The organism is Actinomycetospora sp. NBC_00405 (assembly GCF_036044095.1).
GTDB lineage: Bacteria > Actinomycetota > Actinomycetes > Mycobacteriales > Pseudonocardiaceae > Actinomycetospora > Actinomycetospora callitridis.
On record NZ_CP107938.1, the window covers coordinates 1184801 to 1201603 of the forward strand.

Consider the following 16803-nt stretch of genomic DNA (forward strand, 5'->3'; position numbering starts at 1 on the left):
CCGTCCAGTCTGCCCGCCGCCCCCGTCACCGCCGGGTGAGGCCCTCCGTGAGTGATGTTCACGGCTATCACCGGGAACATCACTCACGGAGGGGGTCAGGGGGTCGGCTCGTCGGGGAGGGCGAGGAGGCCCTCGACGACGTCCTCGAGGGTCGGGCCGGCGACGTGCGGGCGGGCGACGGCGTCGGGGATCCGGCCCTCCAGGCGCTCGCAGAAGCCGCCGAGCAGGCCGGCGGAGATCGCGCCGTGCACGTCCCAGGAGTGGACGGCGACGAGGGCGGTGCGGGCGGGCGCGGTGGCGATCCGGTCGCACGCCCAGTGGTAGACCGCCGGCGGCGGCTTGAACTGCTTCAGCTCCGCGCACGACATGACGTCGGCGAACAGGTCGCGGACGCCGCCGGCCTCCAGCGCCGCGCCGGCGACCTCCGCCGAGCCGTGCGTGAACCCGTAGGCGGGCACCCCGGCCTCGCCCAGGCGCCGCAACGCGGGCGCGACGTCGGGGTGCACGGGCAGCTCGCGGAACCCGTCGAGCACCGAGGCGACCTGGTCGTCGGTGAGGTCGCGCCCGCTGGTGCGCCGCAGCATGTCGGCGGCGACGCTCGCGAACGGCGGCGCCTCGCCGGCGAGCGTCATCGCCATGCCCTGCTGCAGGAGGCGGGCGAAGAACAGCCACACCTCGTCCTCGGGGCGGCCCAGCGCGGCGAAGCGCGGCCGCAGGCCCTCGAGCTGCAGGCAGGTCTCGAACAGGTCGAAGAGGACGACCTGGGGACGGCGGGCGGGTGCGTTCACGTGAGCTCCTCCAGGACGCGGCGGGGCCAGGCGGGGCCGCCGTAGACGAAGCCGGTGTAGGCCTGCACGAGCGTGGCGCCGGCGTCGAGACGGGCGCGGGCCTCGGCGCCCGAGTCGACCCCGCCGACCGAGACCAGGGTCAACCGGTCCCCCACGCGCTCCCGCAGGCGCGCCAGCACCGCCCGCGCGGGCTCCACCAGCGGCGCGCCCGACAGCCCGCCGGAGCCCGCGGCGCTCACGACGTCGGGTGGCGAGGCGAGCCCCGTGCGGGCGACCGTCGTGTTGGTCGCGACGATCCCGTCGAGGCCCTGGGCCACCGCGAGGTCGGCGACGGCGTCGACCCCGTCGTCGTCCAGGTCCGCGGTGATCTTCACGAGCAGCGGCGTCGCGCCGACCTCGGAGCGCACGGCGGCGAGCAGCGGCTCCAGCGCGTCGACGCCCTGCAGGTCGCGCAGGCCCGGGGTGTTCGGGGAGCTGACGTTGACCACCACGTAGTCGGCGTGCGGGCCGAGGACCCGCGCGGAGTACCGGTAGTCGGCGACGGCGTCCGTCGCGGTCTTGGAACGTCCGATGTTGACCCCGACCACGGCCCCGGCGCCGCGCGCGCGCACCTCGGCCAGGCGGGCGGCGACGACGTCGGCGCCGGCGTTGTTGAAGCCCATCCGGTTGACCAGCGCCCGGTCGGCAGGCAGCCGGAAGAGCCGCGGCCGCGGGTTCCCGGGCTGCGGGCGGGCGGTCACGGTGCCGACCTCGACCGCCCCGAACCCCAGCCGCGCGAGCCCGCGCACGCCCTCGGCGTCCTTGTCGTAGCCCGCCGCGACCCCGAGCGGGTTGGCGAAGCGCAGGCCCATGGCCTGGACAGCCCGGACGGCCTCGACCGGCGCACCCCGCCCCGCCCCGCCGAGCAGCGGCGTCGCCGCCCGGAGCGCCGTCACCCCGACCCGGTGGGTCAGCTCCGCGGGCACCCGGGTCGCAACGTGGCGGAAGAGCAGGTCGTACGGGTTCATGCTCCCGCGGCGTCCGCTCCGGCCCGGTACTGCGCGTGCAGCCGGCGCAGGGCCGTCACACCGCGTGCCGCGTGCCCCCGGTCGACGGCCTGCAGCGCCGAGATCGTCAGGTACTCGTCGTCGGGCAGGTCGAGACGGGCGAACTGGGCGCCGTCGGGGAAGCTCACCGCGACGACGTCCGACCACGGCACCCGGCGGGTGAGGATCGTCGCGCGCACCTCGACCCCGCCCGGTCCGGCTCGCAGCCGCGGGCGGGTGAACAGCAGGGCGCAGCCGGCGAGGATCGTGCCGAGCACGACCATCGCGATCTGGTCGGCGGGGCGGAAGTTGAAGCCCGAGGACTCGACGAACACCAGCAGCGCGCCCACGCCGAAGAACGCGAACAGGAACACGGCCATCGCCCAGGCCACCCAGCGGATGCGCACGGGGCGCACCTCGAGCTCGACCTCGCCGATGTCGAACGGCTCCACGGGCGCGGTCACGACGCCAGCCCCCGCAGCGTCAGCGCCGCGTCCAGCGCCGCCACGGTGGCCTCGAAGCCCTTGTCCTCGGTCGACGTCGGCGTGCCCGCGCGCTCCCAGGCCTGCTCCTCGGTGTTGACGGTGAGGACGCCGTTGCCGACCGGGGTGCGGACGTCGAGCCCCACCCGGAGCAGGCCCGCGGTGACGGTGTCGCAGACGTAGTCGAAGTGCGGCGTCGACCCGCGGATGACGACGCCCAGCCCGACGACGGCGTCGTGGCCGTCGGCGAGGCCCTGGCAGATGATCGGGAGCTCCATCGCGCCCGCGACGTGCACGACGGTCGGCTCGGCCACCCCGGACTTGCCCGCGGCGTCGCGGGCCCGCTCGAGCAGGACGTCGGTGATCGCCGAGTTCCAGCGCGTCACGGCGATGCCCAGGCGCAGGCCGGAGGCGTCGGGGACGGAGGCGTCGGGACGACCGGTGCCGCTCACGAGCGCCCGCCCACCGCCGGCCGGTCGGTGTCGGCCGGCTGCGCCACGACACCGTCCTCCTCGCTGTCGAGGCCCTCGAGGTCGTGGCCCATGCGGTCGCGCTTGGTGCGCAGGTAGCGCAGGTTCTCGGGCGTCGCGCGGGAGGGCAGTGAGACGCGGCCGAGGATCTGCAGGCCGTAGCCCTCGAGCCCGGCGCGCTTCTCGGGGTTGTTGGTCAGCAGACGCATGCTCTTGATGCCCAGGTCGGCGAGGATCTGGGCGCCGGTGCCGTAGTCGCGGGCGTCGGCGGGCATGCCGAGCGCGAGGTTGGCGTCCACGGTGTCCGCCCCGGCGTCCTGGAGCTGGTAGGCCTGCAGCTTGTGGATCAGTCCGATCCCCCGGCCCTCGTGGCCGCGCACGTAGAGCACGACCCCGCGGCCCTCGGCGACCACCGCGGCCATGGCGGCGTCGAGCTGGGGACCGCAGTCGCAGCGCCGCGAGCGCAGGACGTCCCCGGTGAGGCACTCGGAGTGCACGCGGACCAGGACGTCCTCGCCGTCGCCGAGGTCGCCGTGCACGAGGGCGACGTGCTCGATGCCGTCGAGCAGCGAGTCGTAGCCGTAGGCGACGAACTCGCCGTGGTCGGTGGGGATGTTCGCGTGCGCGACCTGCACGACCTGCTTCTCCGACCGGCGTCGGTAGGCGATCAGGTCCTTGATCGTGATGAGCGAGAGCTCGTGCTCGTCGGCGAAGACCTGGAGCTCGTCGAACCGCGCCATGTCGCCGTCGTCCTTCTGCGAGACGATCTCGCAGATCGCACCGGCGGGCTCCAGCCCGGCCAGGCGCGCCAGGTCGACCGCGGCCTCGGTGTGCCCGGGCCGGCGCAGGACGCCGCCGTCGCGGGCCCGCAGCGGCACGAGGTGCCCGGGGCGCGCGAGGTCGGTGGGCCCGGACTCCGGGTTCGCCAGCACACGGATGGTGTGCGCGCGGTCGATGCCCGAGATGCCGGTGCCGATGCCCTCGCGGGCGTCCACGGACACGGTGTACGCGGTGCCGTGGCGGTCCTGGTTGATCGAGTGCGCCGGCGGGAGGTCCAGCCGGTCGCACGCCTCGCCCGTCAGTGGGACGCAGATGTAGCCCGAGGTGTAGCGCACCATGAACGACACGAGCTCCGGCGTGGCGTGCTGCGCGGCGAAGACGAGGTCGCCCTCGTTCTCGCGGTCCTCGTCGTCGACGACGACGACGGCCTTGCCCGCGGCGATGTCGGCGATCGCCCGCTCGATGTGCTCGAAGCCGTCCACGAACTCCTACTTCCCCTGCGATGTGCCGGCCTGGAATCCCACGAGCCGCTCCACGTACTTGGCGACCACGTCGACCTCGAGGTTGACCGTGGATCCCACGGTGCGCTCCCCCAGGGTCGTCTCCCGCAGCGTGGTCGGGATGAGCCCGACGGCGAACGAGTCGTCGTCGACCTCGGTCACGGTGAGGCTCACGCCGTCCACGGCGATCGAGCCCTTCTCGACGATGTAGCGGGTGAGGTTCGCCCCATGACCGTCGGGCCCCACCCGGAACCGCAGCGTCGTCCACTGCGCGTGCTCGGTGCGCTCGACGACGGTGGCCGTGCCGTCGACGTGGCCCTGCATGATGTGTCCGCCGAGGCGGTCGCCCGCGGCCACGGCCCGCTCGAGGTTGACGCGCGTCCCGGCCGTCGCGCCCGCCAGGCTGGAGCGGCGCAGCGTCTCGCCCATGACGTCGACGCCGAACTCGTCGGAGGTCGGCTCGGTGACCGTGAGGCACACGCCGTTGACGGCGATCGAGTCTCCGGGGCGGGCGTCGGAGATCACCAGGGGGCCGCGCACGCGCAGGCGCGCCGCGTCGTCCTGTCCGACGACGCCGACGATCTCGCCGATCTCCTCGACGATCCCCGTGAACACTGCGGTCTCCTCGCTGGCTGGTCCGGACGACGCTGCCCGCCCGCCATCATCCTCACGACGTCGTCACCCGGCAGCACCACCGTGGTGACTCCTCTCTCACCCCTCGTCGAGGTGGTCGGACGCCGCGACGGCCTGCGCCCGCAGGGCGGCGACCGCACGGTCCGGGTCCTCGGCGCCGTAGACCGCCGACCCCGCGACGAAGCAGTCGACGCCCGCCTCCGCGGCCTGCTCGATCGTGCTCGCGCTGATCCCGCCGTCGATCTCCACGAGCACGGTCAGGTGCCCGGTGTCGACCAGGCGCCTCGCCGTGCGCACCTTGTCGAGCACCTCGGGCATGAAGCTCTGCCCGCCGAAGCCGGGCTCGACGCTCATGACGAGCAGGGTGTCGAAGTCGCGCAGGACCTCGACCCAGTCCTCCAGCGGGGTGCCCGGCTTGATCGACAGCCCGGCCAGGGCGCCCGCCGCCCGGATGTCGCGCGCACATCCGCGGGGGTCGTGGGCGGCCTCCGCGTGCACGGTGACGTTGCGCGACCCGGCCTCGGCGTAGCCGGGGGCCCACCGGTCCGGATTGTTGATCATCAGGTGGCAGTCGAGCGGGATCGGGGTCGACCGCTCCAGCGCCTCGACCACGGGCAGCCCGAGGGTCAGGTTGGGCACGAAGTGCCCGTCCATCACGTCGACGTGCAGCCAGTCCGCACCCGGGACCGCGGCCGCCTCCTCCGCGAGCCGCGCGAAGTCGGCGGAGAGGATGCTCGGGGCGATCATCGGGGTGCGGGACACGTGACGGATGGTAGTGGCCCCGGCGACGGTCGCGGCGTCAGGCGGTCAGGAGGCCGGCGACCTGCCATCCGCCCACCCCGAGCCCGAGCACCCGACGGAACGGGTTCACCCCGCGGACGAGCTCGTCGAGCCCCCAGACGAGCAGCGCGCCCCGTCCGACCAGGACCAGCGCCTCCGCGGTGGCGGGGTCGGGGACCACGAGGCGGACCACCAGGGCGAGCAGGAAGACCGCCAGCGCGGGGTTCGGCCACTGCCCGACGACCCACGGCGCCGAGCCAGGCCCGCCACGCGTGCGGTCGGCGAGCCACCAGTCGAGGACCGGTCTCACCGCTTGCGCAGGACCGCGGCGTACATCGCGTCGGTGCCGTGGCGGTGCGGCCACAGCTGGAGGCCCGGCGCGCCGTCCGGCAGCGCCGTGTCCGGCACCTCCGGCAGCAGCTCCGGGGTGTCGAGCACCTCGGCCCCGGTCTCCGCCGCGACGGCGGCGACCACGGCGGCGGTCTCGTCGGGGTGCGGCGAGCACGTCGCGTAGGTGACGACGCCGCCGGGGCGCGTGCGCTCGAGGCCGGCGCGCAGGAGCTCGCGCTGCAGGGCGGTGAGCTCGGCGACGTCGTCGGGCTGCCGGCGCCACCGGGCCTCGGGACGCCGGCGCAGCGCGCCGAGACCCGTGCACGGGGCGTCCACGAGCACGCGGTCGTAGGCGGCCTCGGGCAGCGTGAGCTCGCGGGCGTCGCCGGTGTGGACCCGCACCGGCAGGCCCTCGGTGGCCTGCTCGACGAGCCGCGCGCGGTGCGGGGCACGGTCGACGGCGTCGAGGGTGCCGCCCTCGATCGCGACGAGCGCCCCGAGCATCACGGCCTTGCCGCCGGGCCCCGCGCACAGGTCGAGCCAGCGGGTGTCCTCGCCGTCCACCGGCGCGCGGGTCGCCAGGAGCGCGACCAGCTGGCTGCCCTCGTCCTGGACCACGGCCAGGCCCTCGCGGACCGGGGCCAGCTCCCCGGGGTCGCCGCCCTCGGTGAGCAGGACGCCGTAGGGCGAGTAGGGCGACTCCTCGCCGCCGGTGATCGCGGCGAGCTCCTCGGCGGAGATCTCGCCGGGACGGGCGGCGAGGTGCACGGCGGGGCGGGTGTCGTCGGCCGCGAGGGCGGCCGCGAGCTCCTCTTCGCCTCCGAGGGCGCGCGCGAAGACCTCGGCGATCCACCGCGGGTGCGCGTGGGTGAAGGCGAGCCGCCCCAGGTCGTCCGAGGGCGCGAGCCGCTCGACCCACGCGGCCTCGTCGTGCTCGGCGACCTTGCGCAGCACGGCGTTGACGAAGCCCGTGGGCCGCGACCCGGCGCGGGCGCGCACGAGCTCCACGGCCGCGCCCACCGCCGCGTGCGGGGGGACCCGGGTGCGCAGCAGCTGCTGGGTGCCCAGCCGCAGGGTGTCGAGGACGACCCCGTCGAGCCCGTCGAGGGGGCGGTCGACGCAGGCACCGATGACGGCGTCGAGCAGGCCCTGCGCCCGGCAGGCGCCGTAGGCGAGCTCGGTGGCCAGCGCCGCGTCCCGCCCGGAGATCCGGCGCTCGCGCAGCAGGGAGGGCAGGACGAGGTTCGCGTAGGCGGCGTCCTCGCGCACGGCGCGCAGCGTGTCGAGGGCGGCCTCGCGGGCGGGGTCGCCGGTCGGCGGGCGATTGGGGCCCTGGCGACCGCGGGGCGGCCCGCTGCGCCGCTTGTCGTCCCGCTTGCGGGGCCCGCGGCCCGAGCGGTGCCCGCCGGGCGGGACGGAGCTGTCGGTCATCGTGAGCCCGTCGCTTCGCTCGCCCGGGTCACGTGAACCGCTCCCCCGGCTCGGGACGCACGCCGCGGGCCCAGTCCACGGCGGGCATGGGGCGCTTGCCGCCGGGCTGGATGTCGCCGAGCGCGACGGCGGCGCCGGCCGTGCCGACGAGGACGCGGCCGCGCTCCACGCGGATCGCGCCGGGGTCGAGCCCGCCCTCGCCGGTGGTCAGCACGGGGCCCAGTTTGAGCCTGGCCTCGCGGAACGTCGTCCACGCCCCCGGTGCGGGCGTCACCGCGCGCACCAGGCGGTCGACGGCGGGCGCGGGGTGGGTCCAGACGACGCGGGCGTCGTCGACGGTCACCTTGGGGGCGTAGGAGACACCGTCGGCCGGCTGGGGCACCGGCGACAGCGTGCCGTCGGCGATGCCGTCGAGGGTGTGCTCCAGCAGGACCGCGCCCGACTCGGCGAGGCGGGCCAGCAGCGCCCCGGCGGTGTCGTGGCGCCCGATCTCCTCGGTGACCGTCCCGTACACCGGCCCGGTGTCCATGCCCTCCTCGAGCGCGAACGTGCTCGCGCCGGTCACCTCGTCGCCGGCGCGGATCGCGGCCTGCACCGGCGCGGCACCCCGCCAGGCCGGGAGCAGGGAGAAGTGGAGGTTCACCCAGCCGTGCACGGGGACGTCGAGGGCCTCGCGGCGCAGCAGGTTGCCGTAGGCCACGACGGGGCAGCAGTCGGGCGCGAGCGCGCGCAGCTGCTCGAGGAACGCGGGCTCGGAGGCCTTCGCCGGGGTCAGGACCGGGATCCCGGCCTCGTCGCCCAGGACGCCGACGGGGCTGCGCTGCGGCTGCTTCGACCGCCCGACCGGGGCGTCCGGGCGCGTCACGACGGCGACGACCTCGTGCCGGGCGCTGGCGAGCAGACCGCGCAGGGCGGGCAGGGCGGGCTCGGGGGTGCCCGCGAAGACGATGCGCACGTCTCAGGTGGCCCGGCCGAAGAGCGGGTGCGGGCTCGTCTTGACCGTCGGCGGCGCCGCCAGGTCGAACCACGGCGCCCGGCGGATCTCGGCCATCGCCTCACGCCGCGTCTCGGGGTCCAGCTTGTCGAGGAAGAGCACCCCGTCGAGGTGGTCGGTCTCGTGCTGGATGGCGCGGGCGACCAGCGCGGTGCCCTCGACGGTCTGCGGCTCGCCGTGGAGGTCCCAGCCGGAGGCGACGACGTGCTCGAAGCGGCGGCAGTCGAAGCGCAGCCCGGGGATCGACAGGCAGCCCTCGGGGCCGAACTGCTCCGTCTCGTCGGCGGCGTTCCACGTCGGGTTGACCATGTGGCCCTCGACCCCGTCGGCACGGAAGACGAACACGCGCAGCCCCACGCCGATCTGCGGGGCGGCCAGCCCGGCGCCGCCCTCCTCGCGCATCGTCTCGTGCAGGTCCGCGACGAGGGTGCGCAGCTCGCGGTCGAAGTCGACGACGGGCTCGGCCTTCGTGCGCAGGATGGGGTCGCCGAACAGGCGCAGGGGCTGGGCGGTCATCGGTCCTCTCTCGGGGCTTCGACCGTCCAGTCTAGGGAGTCTCGGCGATCAGGGCTTCCAGTCGGGGTCGCGACCGATGAACCCCAGCAGCCGGGTCTGCGCGTCGGCGTCGTCGGGGACCGGCACCCGCACACCGAACTGCCCGGAACTGCGCAGGACCTCCTCCATCTGTTCCATGCCCTCGACGAGCGGGCCGGCGACGGCGGGGTCGAGGCGGTCGTCCTGGCCGGTCGCGCGGGCCAGGTCCCAGGTGTGCATGACGATGTCGGTGGTGTAGATCCGGTCCACCATCACCGCGAGCTCCATCGTGCCCATGTGCGGGTTCTCGATCGTCCGCCCGGCGGTCTCCGGGTCGTCGAGGAGGGCCTGGATCGCTGCCGCGTGGGCGTCCCAGGCACCGACCGGGTCGTCGGCCGGGTCGGGGCCCGGGGGCAGCGTCACGCCGACACCGTGCAGGAAGCCGGCGGACCACGTCGTCAGGTGGCCGACGACGTCGCGCGCGGTCCACTCCGGCACCGGCGTCGGCACGTCCCAGTCGGCCACGCCGTGGACCCGGTCGGTGAAGACCGCGGCGATGGCGCGGTGGCGGTCGGCGGGGGTCTCGGTGGTCATGGTCGCCTCCTCGTGTTCAACCTACTGGTTGAACAGTGGCAGGCGGCGGCCGGATCGACAAGGGGTCGGGTCTACAAGGGGTCGAGCGGGTCGAGCAGCACGCGGACGGGCTCGCGCTCCTTGCGCGCCGAGCGCACGGCCTGGGCGGCGTGCAGCTCGCGGGCCAGCGTGCGGCCCTCGGTGCGGGGCACGCGGACGAGGCAGCGCTCGGCTCCCTCGGTGCGCTCCTCGGCGCCCGGGAGCTTGGTGCCCGGCGGCAGCTCGACCGGGCCCAGCACCTCGACGTCGTCGGGCAGGGCCGCGAGCAGGTCGGCCACGGCGGGGGGCGGGCCGTCGACCGCGGCCAGGCGCATCGCCGGCGGCAGGGACAGCTCGGTGCGCGAGGCGAGCTCGGTGGCGGCGTGCCCGACCGGGTCCCAGCGCACGAGCGCCTGGACCGCGGCCGTGGAGGACTCGGCGATCACGACCACCCGCCCGCCCTCGGACGCCGGGCGCACCAGTGCGGCCGCGCCGAACCAGCGTCGCAGCGTCTCCTCCCCCGCCCGCAGCTCGGGCCGAGCGAGCAGGACGGCGCCGTCGAGCAGCAGCGCCGCCCCGTAGCCGCCGTCGGCGATCGGCTCGGCGCCCGGCGTCGCGACGACCAGGGCCGGGCCGCCGGGCACGGTGTCGAGCACCGTCGCCCCGCCGCCGGAGCTGCGCACCACGGTCTGCGGGAAGGCGCGGCCCAGCTCCTCGGCGGTGCGGGCCGAGCCGACGGCCAGGGCGCGCAGCTGGGGCGACCCGCAGGCGGCGCAGCGGTAGGCGGCGTCGGGTGTCCCGCACCAGCGGCACGTCGGCACCCCGTCGGCACCCGCCGGCAACGCCATCGGACCCGCGCACCGGCGGCAGCGCGCGGGCTCGCGGCAGCGGGCGCAGGCCACGGCGGGCAGGTAGCCGCGGCGCGGGACCTGGACGAGCACCGGCGCGCCGGCGCCCAGGGCCGCCCGGGCCGCCTCGAACGCCACGCCGGGCATGCGGGCCGCCCGCGACGCGGGGTCGCGCAGCAGCTGGCGGTCGTCCTCGCCGATCGAGGTGACCCGGGGCCCGCGGGCGCGGACGGTGGCGCGGTCGGCGACGACGTCGTGGGCCCAGCCGCTCGCGACGAGCAGGGCGGCCTCGGCGGTGCGCGCGAAACCGGCCACGAGCAGCGCCGCGCCGTCGCGGTGCGCGCGGGTCATGGCGACGTCGCGGGCGTGGGGGTAGGGCGCGCGGGGCTCGGCGAGCGTGTCGTCGCCGTCGTCCCACACGGCGATCAGGCCGGGGTCGACGACCGGGGCGAACGCGGCGGCGCGCGTGCCGACGACGATGCGCACCTGCCCGCGCGCCACCGCCAGCCAGCGCCGGTAGCGCTCGGCGGGCCCGAGGTCGGCGGCGAGGGCGACGACGGCGTCCGCGCCCGCCACCTCCTCGCAGGCAGCCTGGACGCGGTCGAGGTCGCGGCGGTCGGGCACCACGAGCACCGCGCCCCGCCCGGCGGCGGCCGTGGTGGCGACGGCCTCGGCGAGGCGGGCGGGCCAGTCCTCGCCCGGCAGGGCCTGCCAGACGGCGTGCGCGGGCCGGTGCGCCGCGAGGGCCTCGAGGAGCGCCGGCCCACGGGGATAGGCGCCCCAGCCGTGCTGCTCGGGCGCCTCCGGGGCCGGCCGCTCGGTCGGCGTCTCCGCCTCCACCCGCGCGTGACGGGGCGGCACCGCGAGGCGCAGGACGTCGGCGAGCGTCCCGGCGTAGCGGTCGGCGACGGCCCGGCAGAGCCCGGCGAGCTCGGGGCCCAGGACCGGCTCCGGGGAGACGACCTTCTCCAGCCACCCCAGGCGGCCGGTGTGCTCGCTGGTGTCCTCCCGCGCGAGCACGAAGCCGTCGACCAGCCGGCCGGCGAACCGCACCCGCACCCGCGCGCCGGGGACCGCCTGGTCGGCGAGCTGCTCGGGCACCTGGTAGTCGAACGGCCGGTCGAGGTGCGCGAGGTTGACGTCCACGGCCACCTGGGCCACCGGGTGCTCGGCGGCGGGCAGGCGCTCGTTGCGCAGGGGCTTGCGGGGCTTCTTCTCCCGAGGCGCGGGCTCGGGCGGGCGCTCGGGCGCGGCGAACAGCGCGTCGCCCGCCTCACCCACCGTCACGACCTCACGTCTACCAGAGCGGTGCGACGCGCCCGGACGCCGGAGCGGCGGAGCGCGCCCGGGTTCCGGCGAGGGGCGCCGCTCGCCGCTCTATCCGCGCGAAGGGCACCTTCGCGCGGAACGTGTGATCGCGCGTCGACCCGGCGAAGGGCTCCGCTCGCCGATCTAGCCGCGCGAAGGGCACCTTCGGCCGAAATCCCGGAGCCGGCTCCACCGGACGCACGCCGGCCCGGCACCTCGGGGTGCGAGGTGCCGGGCCGGCGTGGGTCTGGCGCGCGAGGATGCGGAAATACTCGCGTTCAGTGCAAGCGAGGACGCAGGGCTTGCACCAGGAGGTGCAGCTCTACGTCGCGATCGACTTCAGGGCGTCGGCGCGGTCGGTGCGCTCCCAGGGGAGGTCGAGGTCGTCGCGGCCGAAGTGGCCGTACGCCGCGGTCGGCTGGTAGATCGGGCGCAGCAGCTGCAGGTCGCGCACGATCGCGCCGGGGCGCAGGTCGAAGACCTCGTGGATGGCCTTCTCGATCTTGGCCGGGTCCACCTGGGCGGTCCCGAAGGTCTCGACGAACACGCCCACGGGCTCGGCCTTGCCGATCGCGTAGGCGATCTGCACCTCGACGCGCTTGGCCAGGCCGGCGGCCACGATGTTCTTGGCCACCCAGCGCATGGCGTACGCCGCGGAGCGGTCGACCTTCGACGGGTCCTTGCCCGAGAAGGCCCCGCCGCCGTGGCGGGCGTAGCCGCCGTAGGTGTCGACGATGATCTTGCGGCCGGTCAGGCCGGCGTCGCCCATCGGGCCGCCGGTGACGAAGCGGCCGGTCGGGTTGACCAGCACGCGGGTGTTCGACGAGTCGAGGTCGATCCCCTCGAGCACCGGGTTGATGACCTTGGACTTGATGTCCGGGGTCAGCAGGTTGTCCAGGTCGATGTCGGCCGCGTGCTGCGTCGACAGGACCACGGTCTCCACGCCGACGGGCTTGTCGTCGTCGTAGGCGATGGTGACCTGGGTCTTACCGTCCGGGCGCAGGTAGGGCAGCGTGCCGTCGCGACGGACCGCGGTGAGCTTGCGCGCGAGCCGGTGCGCCAGCCCGATGGGCAGCGGCATGAGCTCGGGGGTGTCGGCGTCGGCGTAGCCGAACATCAGGCCCTGGTCGCCCGCGCCCTGTCGCGCGATCTCGTCCTCGGAGCCCTCGACGCGGGTCTCGTAGCCCTCGTCGACACCCTGCGCGATGTCCTTCGACTGGGCGCCGATGGAGATCGACACACCGCAGCTCTCGCCGTCGAAGCCCTTGGCCGACGAGTCGTAGCCGATGTCGAGGATGGTCTTGCGGACGACGTCCACGTAGTTGACCTGGGCGTTGGTGGTCACCTCGCCGGCGACGTGCACCTGGCCCGTGGTGACCATCGTCTCGACCGCGACGCGGCTCTTCGGGTCCTGCGCCAGCAGAGCGTCCAGGATGCCGTCGCTGACGGCGTCACAGATCTTGTCCGGGTGGCCCTCGGTGACGGATTCGCTGGTGAACAAACGCCTAGCGGGCACAATCTCTCCCTGCCTCGACAATGGGACCCGTCCACACTAACGGCATCCCCGGGAATCACGAGGCCCCTGACCAGGCTGAATGCCAACCGTGTCACAGAGCGGTTGTGTTCGACGACGAATCGTGAGAATGCGCCGATCAGTCGAACGCTTCAGGGCAACCGCTCGGCGACGGCGTCCCACACGCGGGCGGCCAGTGCTGCTTTCGAGCCCATCGGCAGGCTCAGCGACGATCCGTCGGCCCCCAGCAGCCACCCCTCGTTGTCCTCGACCTCGAAGGCACGTCCGGCCCCCACGGCGTTGACGACGAGAAGGTCACACCCCTTGCGCTCGAGCTTCGCGCGCCCGTAGTCGAGGACGCTGCCGCCCTCGTCGCCGGTCTCCGCCGCGAACCCGACGACGAGCCGGCGCGGGACGTCCTCGGTGACCAGTTCGCGCAGGATGTCGGGGTTGAACTCGAGCGGGATCGAGGGGGCGTCCTGCCCCTTCTTGATCTTGCCGACGGACGTCGACGCGGGCCGGAAGTCGGAGACCGCGGCGGCCATCACGACCACGTCCGCGGCCTTGGCGGCGTCGAGCACGGCGTCGCGCATCTCGCGGGTGGTCTGCACGCGACGGAGCTCGACGCCGGCGGGCGGGTCGAGGTCGGAGACCGTGCCGGCCACCAGCGTCACGTCGGCGCCGCGCTGGGCCGCGACGCGGGCCAGCGCGTAGCCCTGGCGCCCCGACGACCGGTTGCCGAGCGTGCGCACGGGGTCGAGCGGCTCCGCGGTGCCGCCGGCGGAGACGACCACGCGGCGGCCCTCGAGATCGCGCGGGAGGGGGAACGGCATGCCGCCGTCGTCGATCCCCCACTCGAGCAGCAGCCGGGCGAACTCGGCGATCTCGGGCGGCTCGGGCAGTCGGCCGCGCCCGGTGTCGGCGCCGGTCAGGCGCCCGGACGCGGGCTCGAGGACGACGGTGCCCCGCCGGCGCAGGGTGGCGACGTTGTCGACGGTCGCCGGGTGCTCCCACATCTCGGTGTGCATCGCGGGGACCGCGAGAACCGGGCACCGCGCGGTGAGCAGCGTGGTGGTGAGCATGTCGTCGGCGCGCCCCTGGGCCATGCGGGCGAGCAGGTCGGCCGTCGCCGGGACGAGCACCACCAGGTCGGCACGCCGCCCCAGGGCGACGTGCTCGACCTCGGGGACGTTCTCGAACACGCCGGTCAGCACGGGCCGGCCCGAGAGCGCCTCGAACGTGGCCGCGCCGATGAACTCGAGCGCGGACCGCGTCGCGACGACCTGGACGTGGTTCCCGGCCTCGCGCAGGCGCCGGAGCACCTCGCAGGCCTTGTAGGCGGCGATGCCGCCCGAGACCCCGAGAACGATCTCCCGGGGCCGGGTGGACTCCTCGGTCACTCGCCCTCGGTGTGCTCGAGCAGGCCGGCGTGGATCTCGCGCATGGCCACCGACAGCGGCTTCTCGCGCGGGCCGGGCTCGACGAGCGGGCCCACGTACTCGAGGAGACCCTCGCCCAGCTGGGCGTAGTAGTCGTTGATCTGGCGGGCGCGCTTGGCCGCATAGATGACCAGCGCGTACTTCGAGCTCACCGTCTCCAGCAGCTCATCGATCGGAGGGTTGGTGATGCCCTCCGGCCCCTCGATGATGCCGGATCGTCCGATGGGAATGCTCACTCGCTCGCTCCTGCGGGGGTGGCGCCGGACTCAAGACCGGTCCGGCGGGTCGGTGCGGTCCCCCGACCTGCACGGCTGACAGGAGGACCGGCGCTCAACTCTACCAACCGGTGCGCGGTCTCCCCGACGTCGTGGTTCACCACGGTGACGTCGAACTCGCTGCTCGCGGCCAGTTCCTCGCGCGCGGTCGCCAGACGGCGGTCGACGACCTCCGTCGCCTCGGTACCGCGACCGATCAGCCGACCGACCAGCACCTCCCACGACGGGGGCTCGAGGAAGACGAACAGCGCGTCGGGGCGCTGCTCGCGCACGGCACGGGCCCCGGCGAGATCCAGCTCGAGAAGGACGGGTTCGCCCCGCGCGAGGTGCTCGTCCACCGGAGCCCGTGGCGTGCCCGAACGGTGCATGCCACGGTGGATCTCCGCCCACTCGAGCAGCTCGCCCTCGGCGATCATGCGGTCGAACTCCTCGGCCGTGACGAAGTGGTAGTCACGACCGTCGACCTCACCGGGGCGCGGGGCTCGGGTGGTCGCCGAGACGCTGAACCACAGCGGCGCGGCGATCCGTCGCAGTTCCGCGACCACCGTGCTCTTGCCGACCCCCGACGGCCCGGCCAGCACCAGCAGCCGGCCGGGCCCGTGCGTCGGGGGTGGGGTCACCGGCTCACTCGCCGGAGAACTCGTCGAGCAGGGCCTTGCGCTGCCGATCGCCCAGACCGCGCAGGCGGCGGCTGGGTGCGATCTCCAGGCGCTCCATGATCTGCTGGGCGCGCACCTTGCCCACGCCCGGCATGGCCTCGAGCAACGCCGAGACCTTCATCTTGCCGAGCACCTCGTCCGAGTCGGCCTGCTCGAGCACCTCGGAGAGGCTGGTGCCTCCACGCTTGAGGCGCTCTTTGAGCTCGGCCCGGGCACGGCGAGCGGCGGCGGCCTTCTCGAGCGCCGCAGCCCGCTGCTCCTCGGTCAGCTCGGGTAATGCCACGTTCTCCTCCGAAGGTCGTGACGACGGGCTCCGGTCGGTGCGACCGGCCTCCCGTGGTGGCGTATTGGCTTGCCCAGTGATGGCGAACGTACCCCCCGCGGCCCGCTCCGACAGTCCGTGGGGCGGGAGTGTCCGCAGGTCGGACGGCCGTGGCGCCCACCGGCTCGTGATCGTCCGGTCAACGGCGTCACACGGCCGGGCTACCCCGCCAGTGACCCGTTCAGCGCTCCGACCGCGGCTCTCAGCGCTCCGAGGTCGGGGCCGGCGGTGAGGACCTCCCGGGCGCTGACGGGCACGACCGGTCCCGTGCCGGCGCCGAGCGCGTCCGGCGTGCCGAACGCCGCCGCCACGTCGGCGGGCGTGCCACCCTGCGCGCCCAGTCCCGGGACGAGGACGGGGCCGTCGAGGGCCGACAGGTCGAGGCCGTGGTCGCGGCCGGTGGTGCCCCGCGTCAGCCCGACGACCGCGCCGGCCGACCCGTCCCCGGGGCCGTCGCGGTGCGCCGCGTTGTGGTCGGCGAGCGCGTCGACCACCGACTGGGCGACCTCGCGCATACGGCGCCCACCCCCCGGGGCGCCCGATCCCCCCGACCCCGCGACCCACGCCTGCGCCGCCTGCACGCCCGCGGCCTCGGGGTTGGACGTCCGGGCGAGCACGAACACCCCGCGCCCGGTGGCGACCGCGAGGTCCAGGGCCGGGGCGAGGGAGCCGACGCCGAGGTAGGGCGAGAGCGTCAGGGCGTCGGCGGCGAGCGGGGCGTCGTCGGCCAGCCAGGCCCGGGCGTAGCCGGCCATCGTCGAGCCGATGTCGCCGCGCTTGGCGTCGGCCACGGTGAGCACGCCGGCCTCCCGGGCGTCGGCCAGCGTGCGCTCGAGGGCCGCGAGCCCGGCGGCGCCGTGGACCTCGTAGAGCGCCACCTGGGGCTTGAGCAGCGCCACGTGCCCGGCGAGCGCCTCGACCACCCCCCGGGAGAAGCGCTCCACCCCGGCGGCGTCGGCGTCCAGACCCCACGCCGACAGCAGACCGGGATGCGGGTCGATGCCGACGCAGAGCGGGCCGTACGCCGCGACCGCGTCGCGCAGCCGGTGGCGGAACGGGGCTCTGCGCACAGAGCTCGGG

19 protein-coding genes are annotated in these 16803 nt (G+C 75.2%); all 19 read right to left on the minus strand.

The annotated features are described in order from the left end of the window. Positions 1-95: 95 nt before the first annotated feature. The 19 genes from OG774_RS05795 to pyrF all read right to left on the minus strand — a co-directional run bounded on the left by OG774_RS05795 (position 96) and on the right by pyrF (position 16793). Positions 96-788 (minus strand): HAD family hydrolase, encoded by a 693-nt coding sequence (locus tag OG774_RS05795; protein ID WP_328307531.1) that lies wholly within the window; start codon positions 786-788, stop codon positions 96-98. Then, on the minus strand, positions 785-1795 hold the full coding sequence (locus OG774_RS05800; RefSeq protein ID WP_328307532.1) for a quinone-dependent dihydroorotate dehydrogenase: 1011 nt from the start codon (positions 1793-1795) through the stop codon (positions 785-787). Before OG774_RS05800 ends, OG774_RS05795 begins: the two co-directional genes overlap by 4 nt. Continuing rightward, positions 1792-2277 (minus strand): PH domain-containing protein, encoded by a 486-nt coding sequence (locus OG774_RS05805; protein ID WP_328307534.1) that lies wholly within the window; start codon positions 2275-2277, stop codon positions 1792-1794. The genes OG774_RS05800 and OG774_RS05805 overlap by 4 nt, the downstream gene beginning before the upstream one ends. Beyond that, positions 2274-2747, minus strand: coding sequence for a 6,7-dimethyl-8-ribityllumazine synthase (gene ribH / locus OG774_RS05810; protein ID WP_328307536.1), 474 nt, complete (start codon positions 2745-2747; stop codon positions 2274-2276). The genes OG774_RS05805 and ribH overlap by 4 nt, the downstream gene beginning before the upstream one ends. Beyond that, positions 2744-4027, minus strand: coding sequence for a bifunctional 3,4-dihydroxy-2-butanone-4-phosphate synthase/GTP cyclohydrolase II (locus OG774_RS05815; RefSeq protein ID WP_328307538.1), 1284 nt, complete (start codon positions 4025-4027; stop codon positions 2744-2746). The genes ribH and OG774_RS05815 overlap by 4 nt, the downstream gene beginning before the upstream one ends. 6 nt (positions 4028-4033) lie before the next feature. After that, positions 4034-4660: a riboflavin synthase gene (locus OG774_RS05820; RefSeq protein WP_328307540.1), complete on the minus strand. Its 627-nt coding sequence runs from the start codon at positions 4658-4660 to the stop codon at positions 4034-4036. A gap of 96 nt (positions 4661-4756) precedes the next feature. After that, positions 4757-5425, minus strand: coding sequence for a ribulose-phosphate 3-epimerase (gene rpe / locus OG774_RS05825; protein WP_328310806.1), 669 nt, complete (start codon positions 5423-5425; stop codon positions 4757-4759). 52 nt (positions 5426-5477) lie between these two features. Next, entirely contained in the window at positions 5478-5768 is a 291-nt protein-coding gene (locus OG774_RS05830) for a hypothetical protein (protein WP_328307542.1), read from the minus strand. Beyond that, a complete protein-coding gene (locus tag OG774_RS05835) occupies positions 5765-7219 on the minus strand; it encodes an RsmB/NOP family class I SAM-dependent RNA methyltransferase (protein WP_328307544.1) in 1455 nt (484 codons plus the stop codon). Before OG774_RS05835 ends, OG774_RS05830 begins: the two co-directional genes overlap by 4 nt. A gap of 28 nt (positions 7220-7247) precedes the next feature. After that, complete coding sequence (gene fmt, locus OG774_RS05840) at positions 7248-8174, minus strand: methionyl-tRNA formyltransferase (RefSeq protein WP_328307546.1); 927 nt, start codon at positions 8172-8174, stop codon at positions 7248-7250. Between the two features lie 3 nt (positions 8175-8177). After that, positions 8178-8729, minus strand: a complete 552-nt coding sequence (gene def, locus OG774_RS05845) for a peptide deformylase (RefSeq protein WP_328307548.1) — start codon at positions 8727-8729, stop codon at positions 8178-8180. Between the two features lie 48 nt (positions 8730-8777). After that, positions 8778-9341: a TIGR03086 family metal-binding protein gene (locus OG774_RS05850; RefSeq protein WP_328307550.1), complete on the minus strand. Its 564-nt coding sequence runs from the start codon at positions 9339-9341 to the stop codon at positions 8778-8780. Between the two features lie 71 nt (positions 9342-9412). Next, positions 9413-11494: a primosomal protein N' gene (locus OG774_RS05855; protein ID WP_442873948.1), complete on the minus strand. Its 2082-nt coding sequence runs from the start codon at positions 11492-11494 to the stop codon at positions 9413-9415. A gap of 343 nt (positions 11495-11837) precedes the next feature. Beyond that, complete coding sequence (gene metK, locus OG774_RS05860; protein WP_274187146.1) at positions 11838-13034, minus strand: methionine adenosyltransferase; 1197 nt, start codon at positions 13032-13034, stop codon at positions 11838-11840. Between the two features lie 146 nt (positions 13035-13180). Next, entirely contained in the window at positions 13181-14428 is a 1248-nt protein-coding gene (gene coaBC, locus OG774_RS05865; protein WP_328307552.1) for a bifunctional phosphopantothenoylcysteine decarboxylase/phosphopantothenate--cysteine ligase CoaBC, read from the minus strand. Further along, positions 14425-14703, minus strand: coding sequence for a DNA-directed RNA polymerase subunit omega (gene rpoZ, locus OG774_RS05870; protein ID WP_274186726.1), 279 nt, complete (start codon positions 14701-14703; stop codon positions 14425-14427). The genes coaBC and rpoZ overlap by 4 nt, the downstream gene beginning before the upstream one ends. Next, the gene (gene gmk, locus OG774_RS05875; RefSeq protein WP_328307554.1) at positions 14700-15362 is read right to left on the minus strand and encodes a guanylate kinase; all 663 of its coding nucleotides are present in this window, start codon (positions 15360-15362) and stop codon (positions 14700-14702) included. The genes rpoZ and gmk overlap by 4 nt, the downstream gene beginning before the upstream one ends. A gap of 4 nt (positions 15363-15366) precedes the next feature. Next, positions 15367-15684, minus strand: coding sequence for an integration host factor, actinobacterial type (mihF, locus tag OG774_RS05880; protein WP_274194957.1), 318 nt, complete (start codon positions 15682-15684; stop codon positions 15367-15369). Between the two features lie 200 nt (positions 15685-15884). Continuing rightward, on the minus strand, positions 15885-16793 hold the full coding sequence (gene pyrF, locus OG774_RS05885; RefSeq protein ID WP_328307559.1) for an orotidine-5'-phosphate decarboxylase: 909 nt from the start codon (positions 16791-16793) through the stop codon (positions 15885-15887). Positions 16794-16803 lie beyond the last annotated feature (10 nt).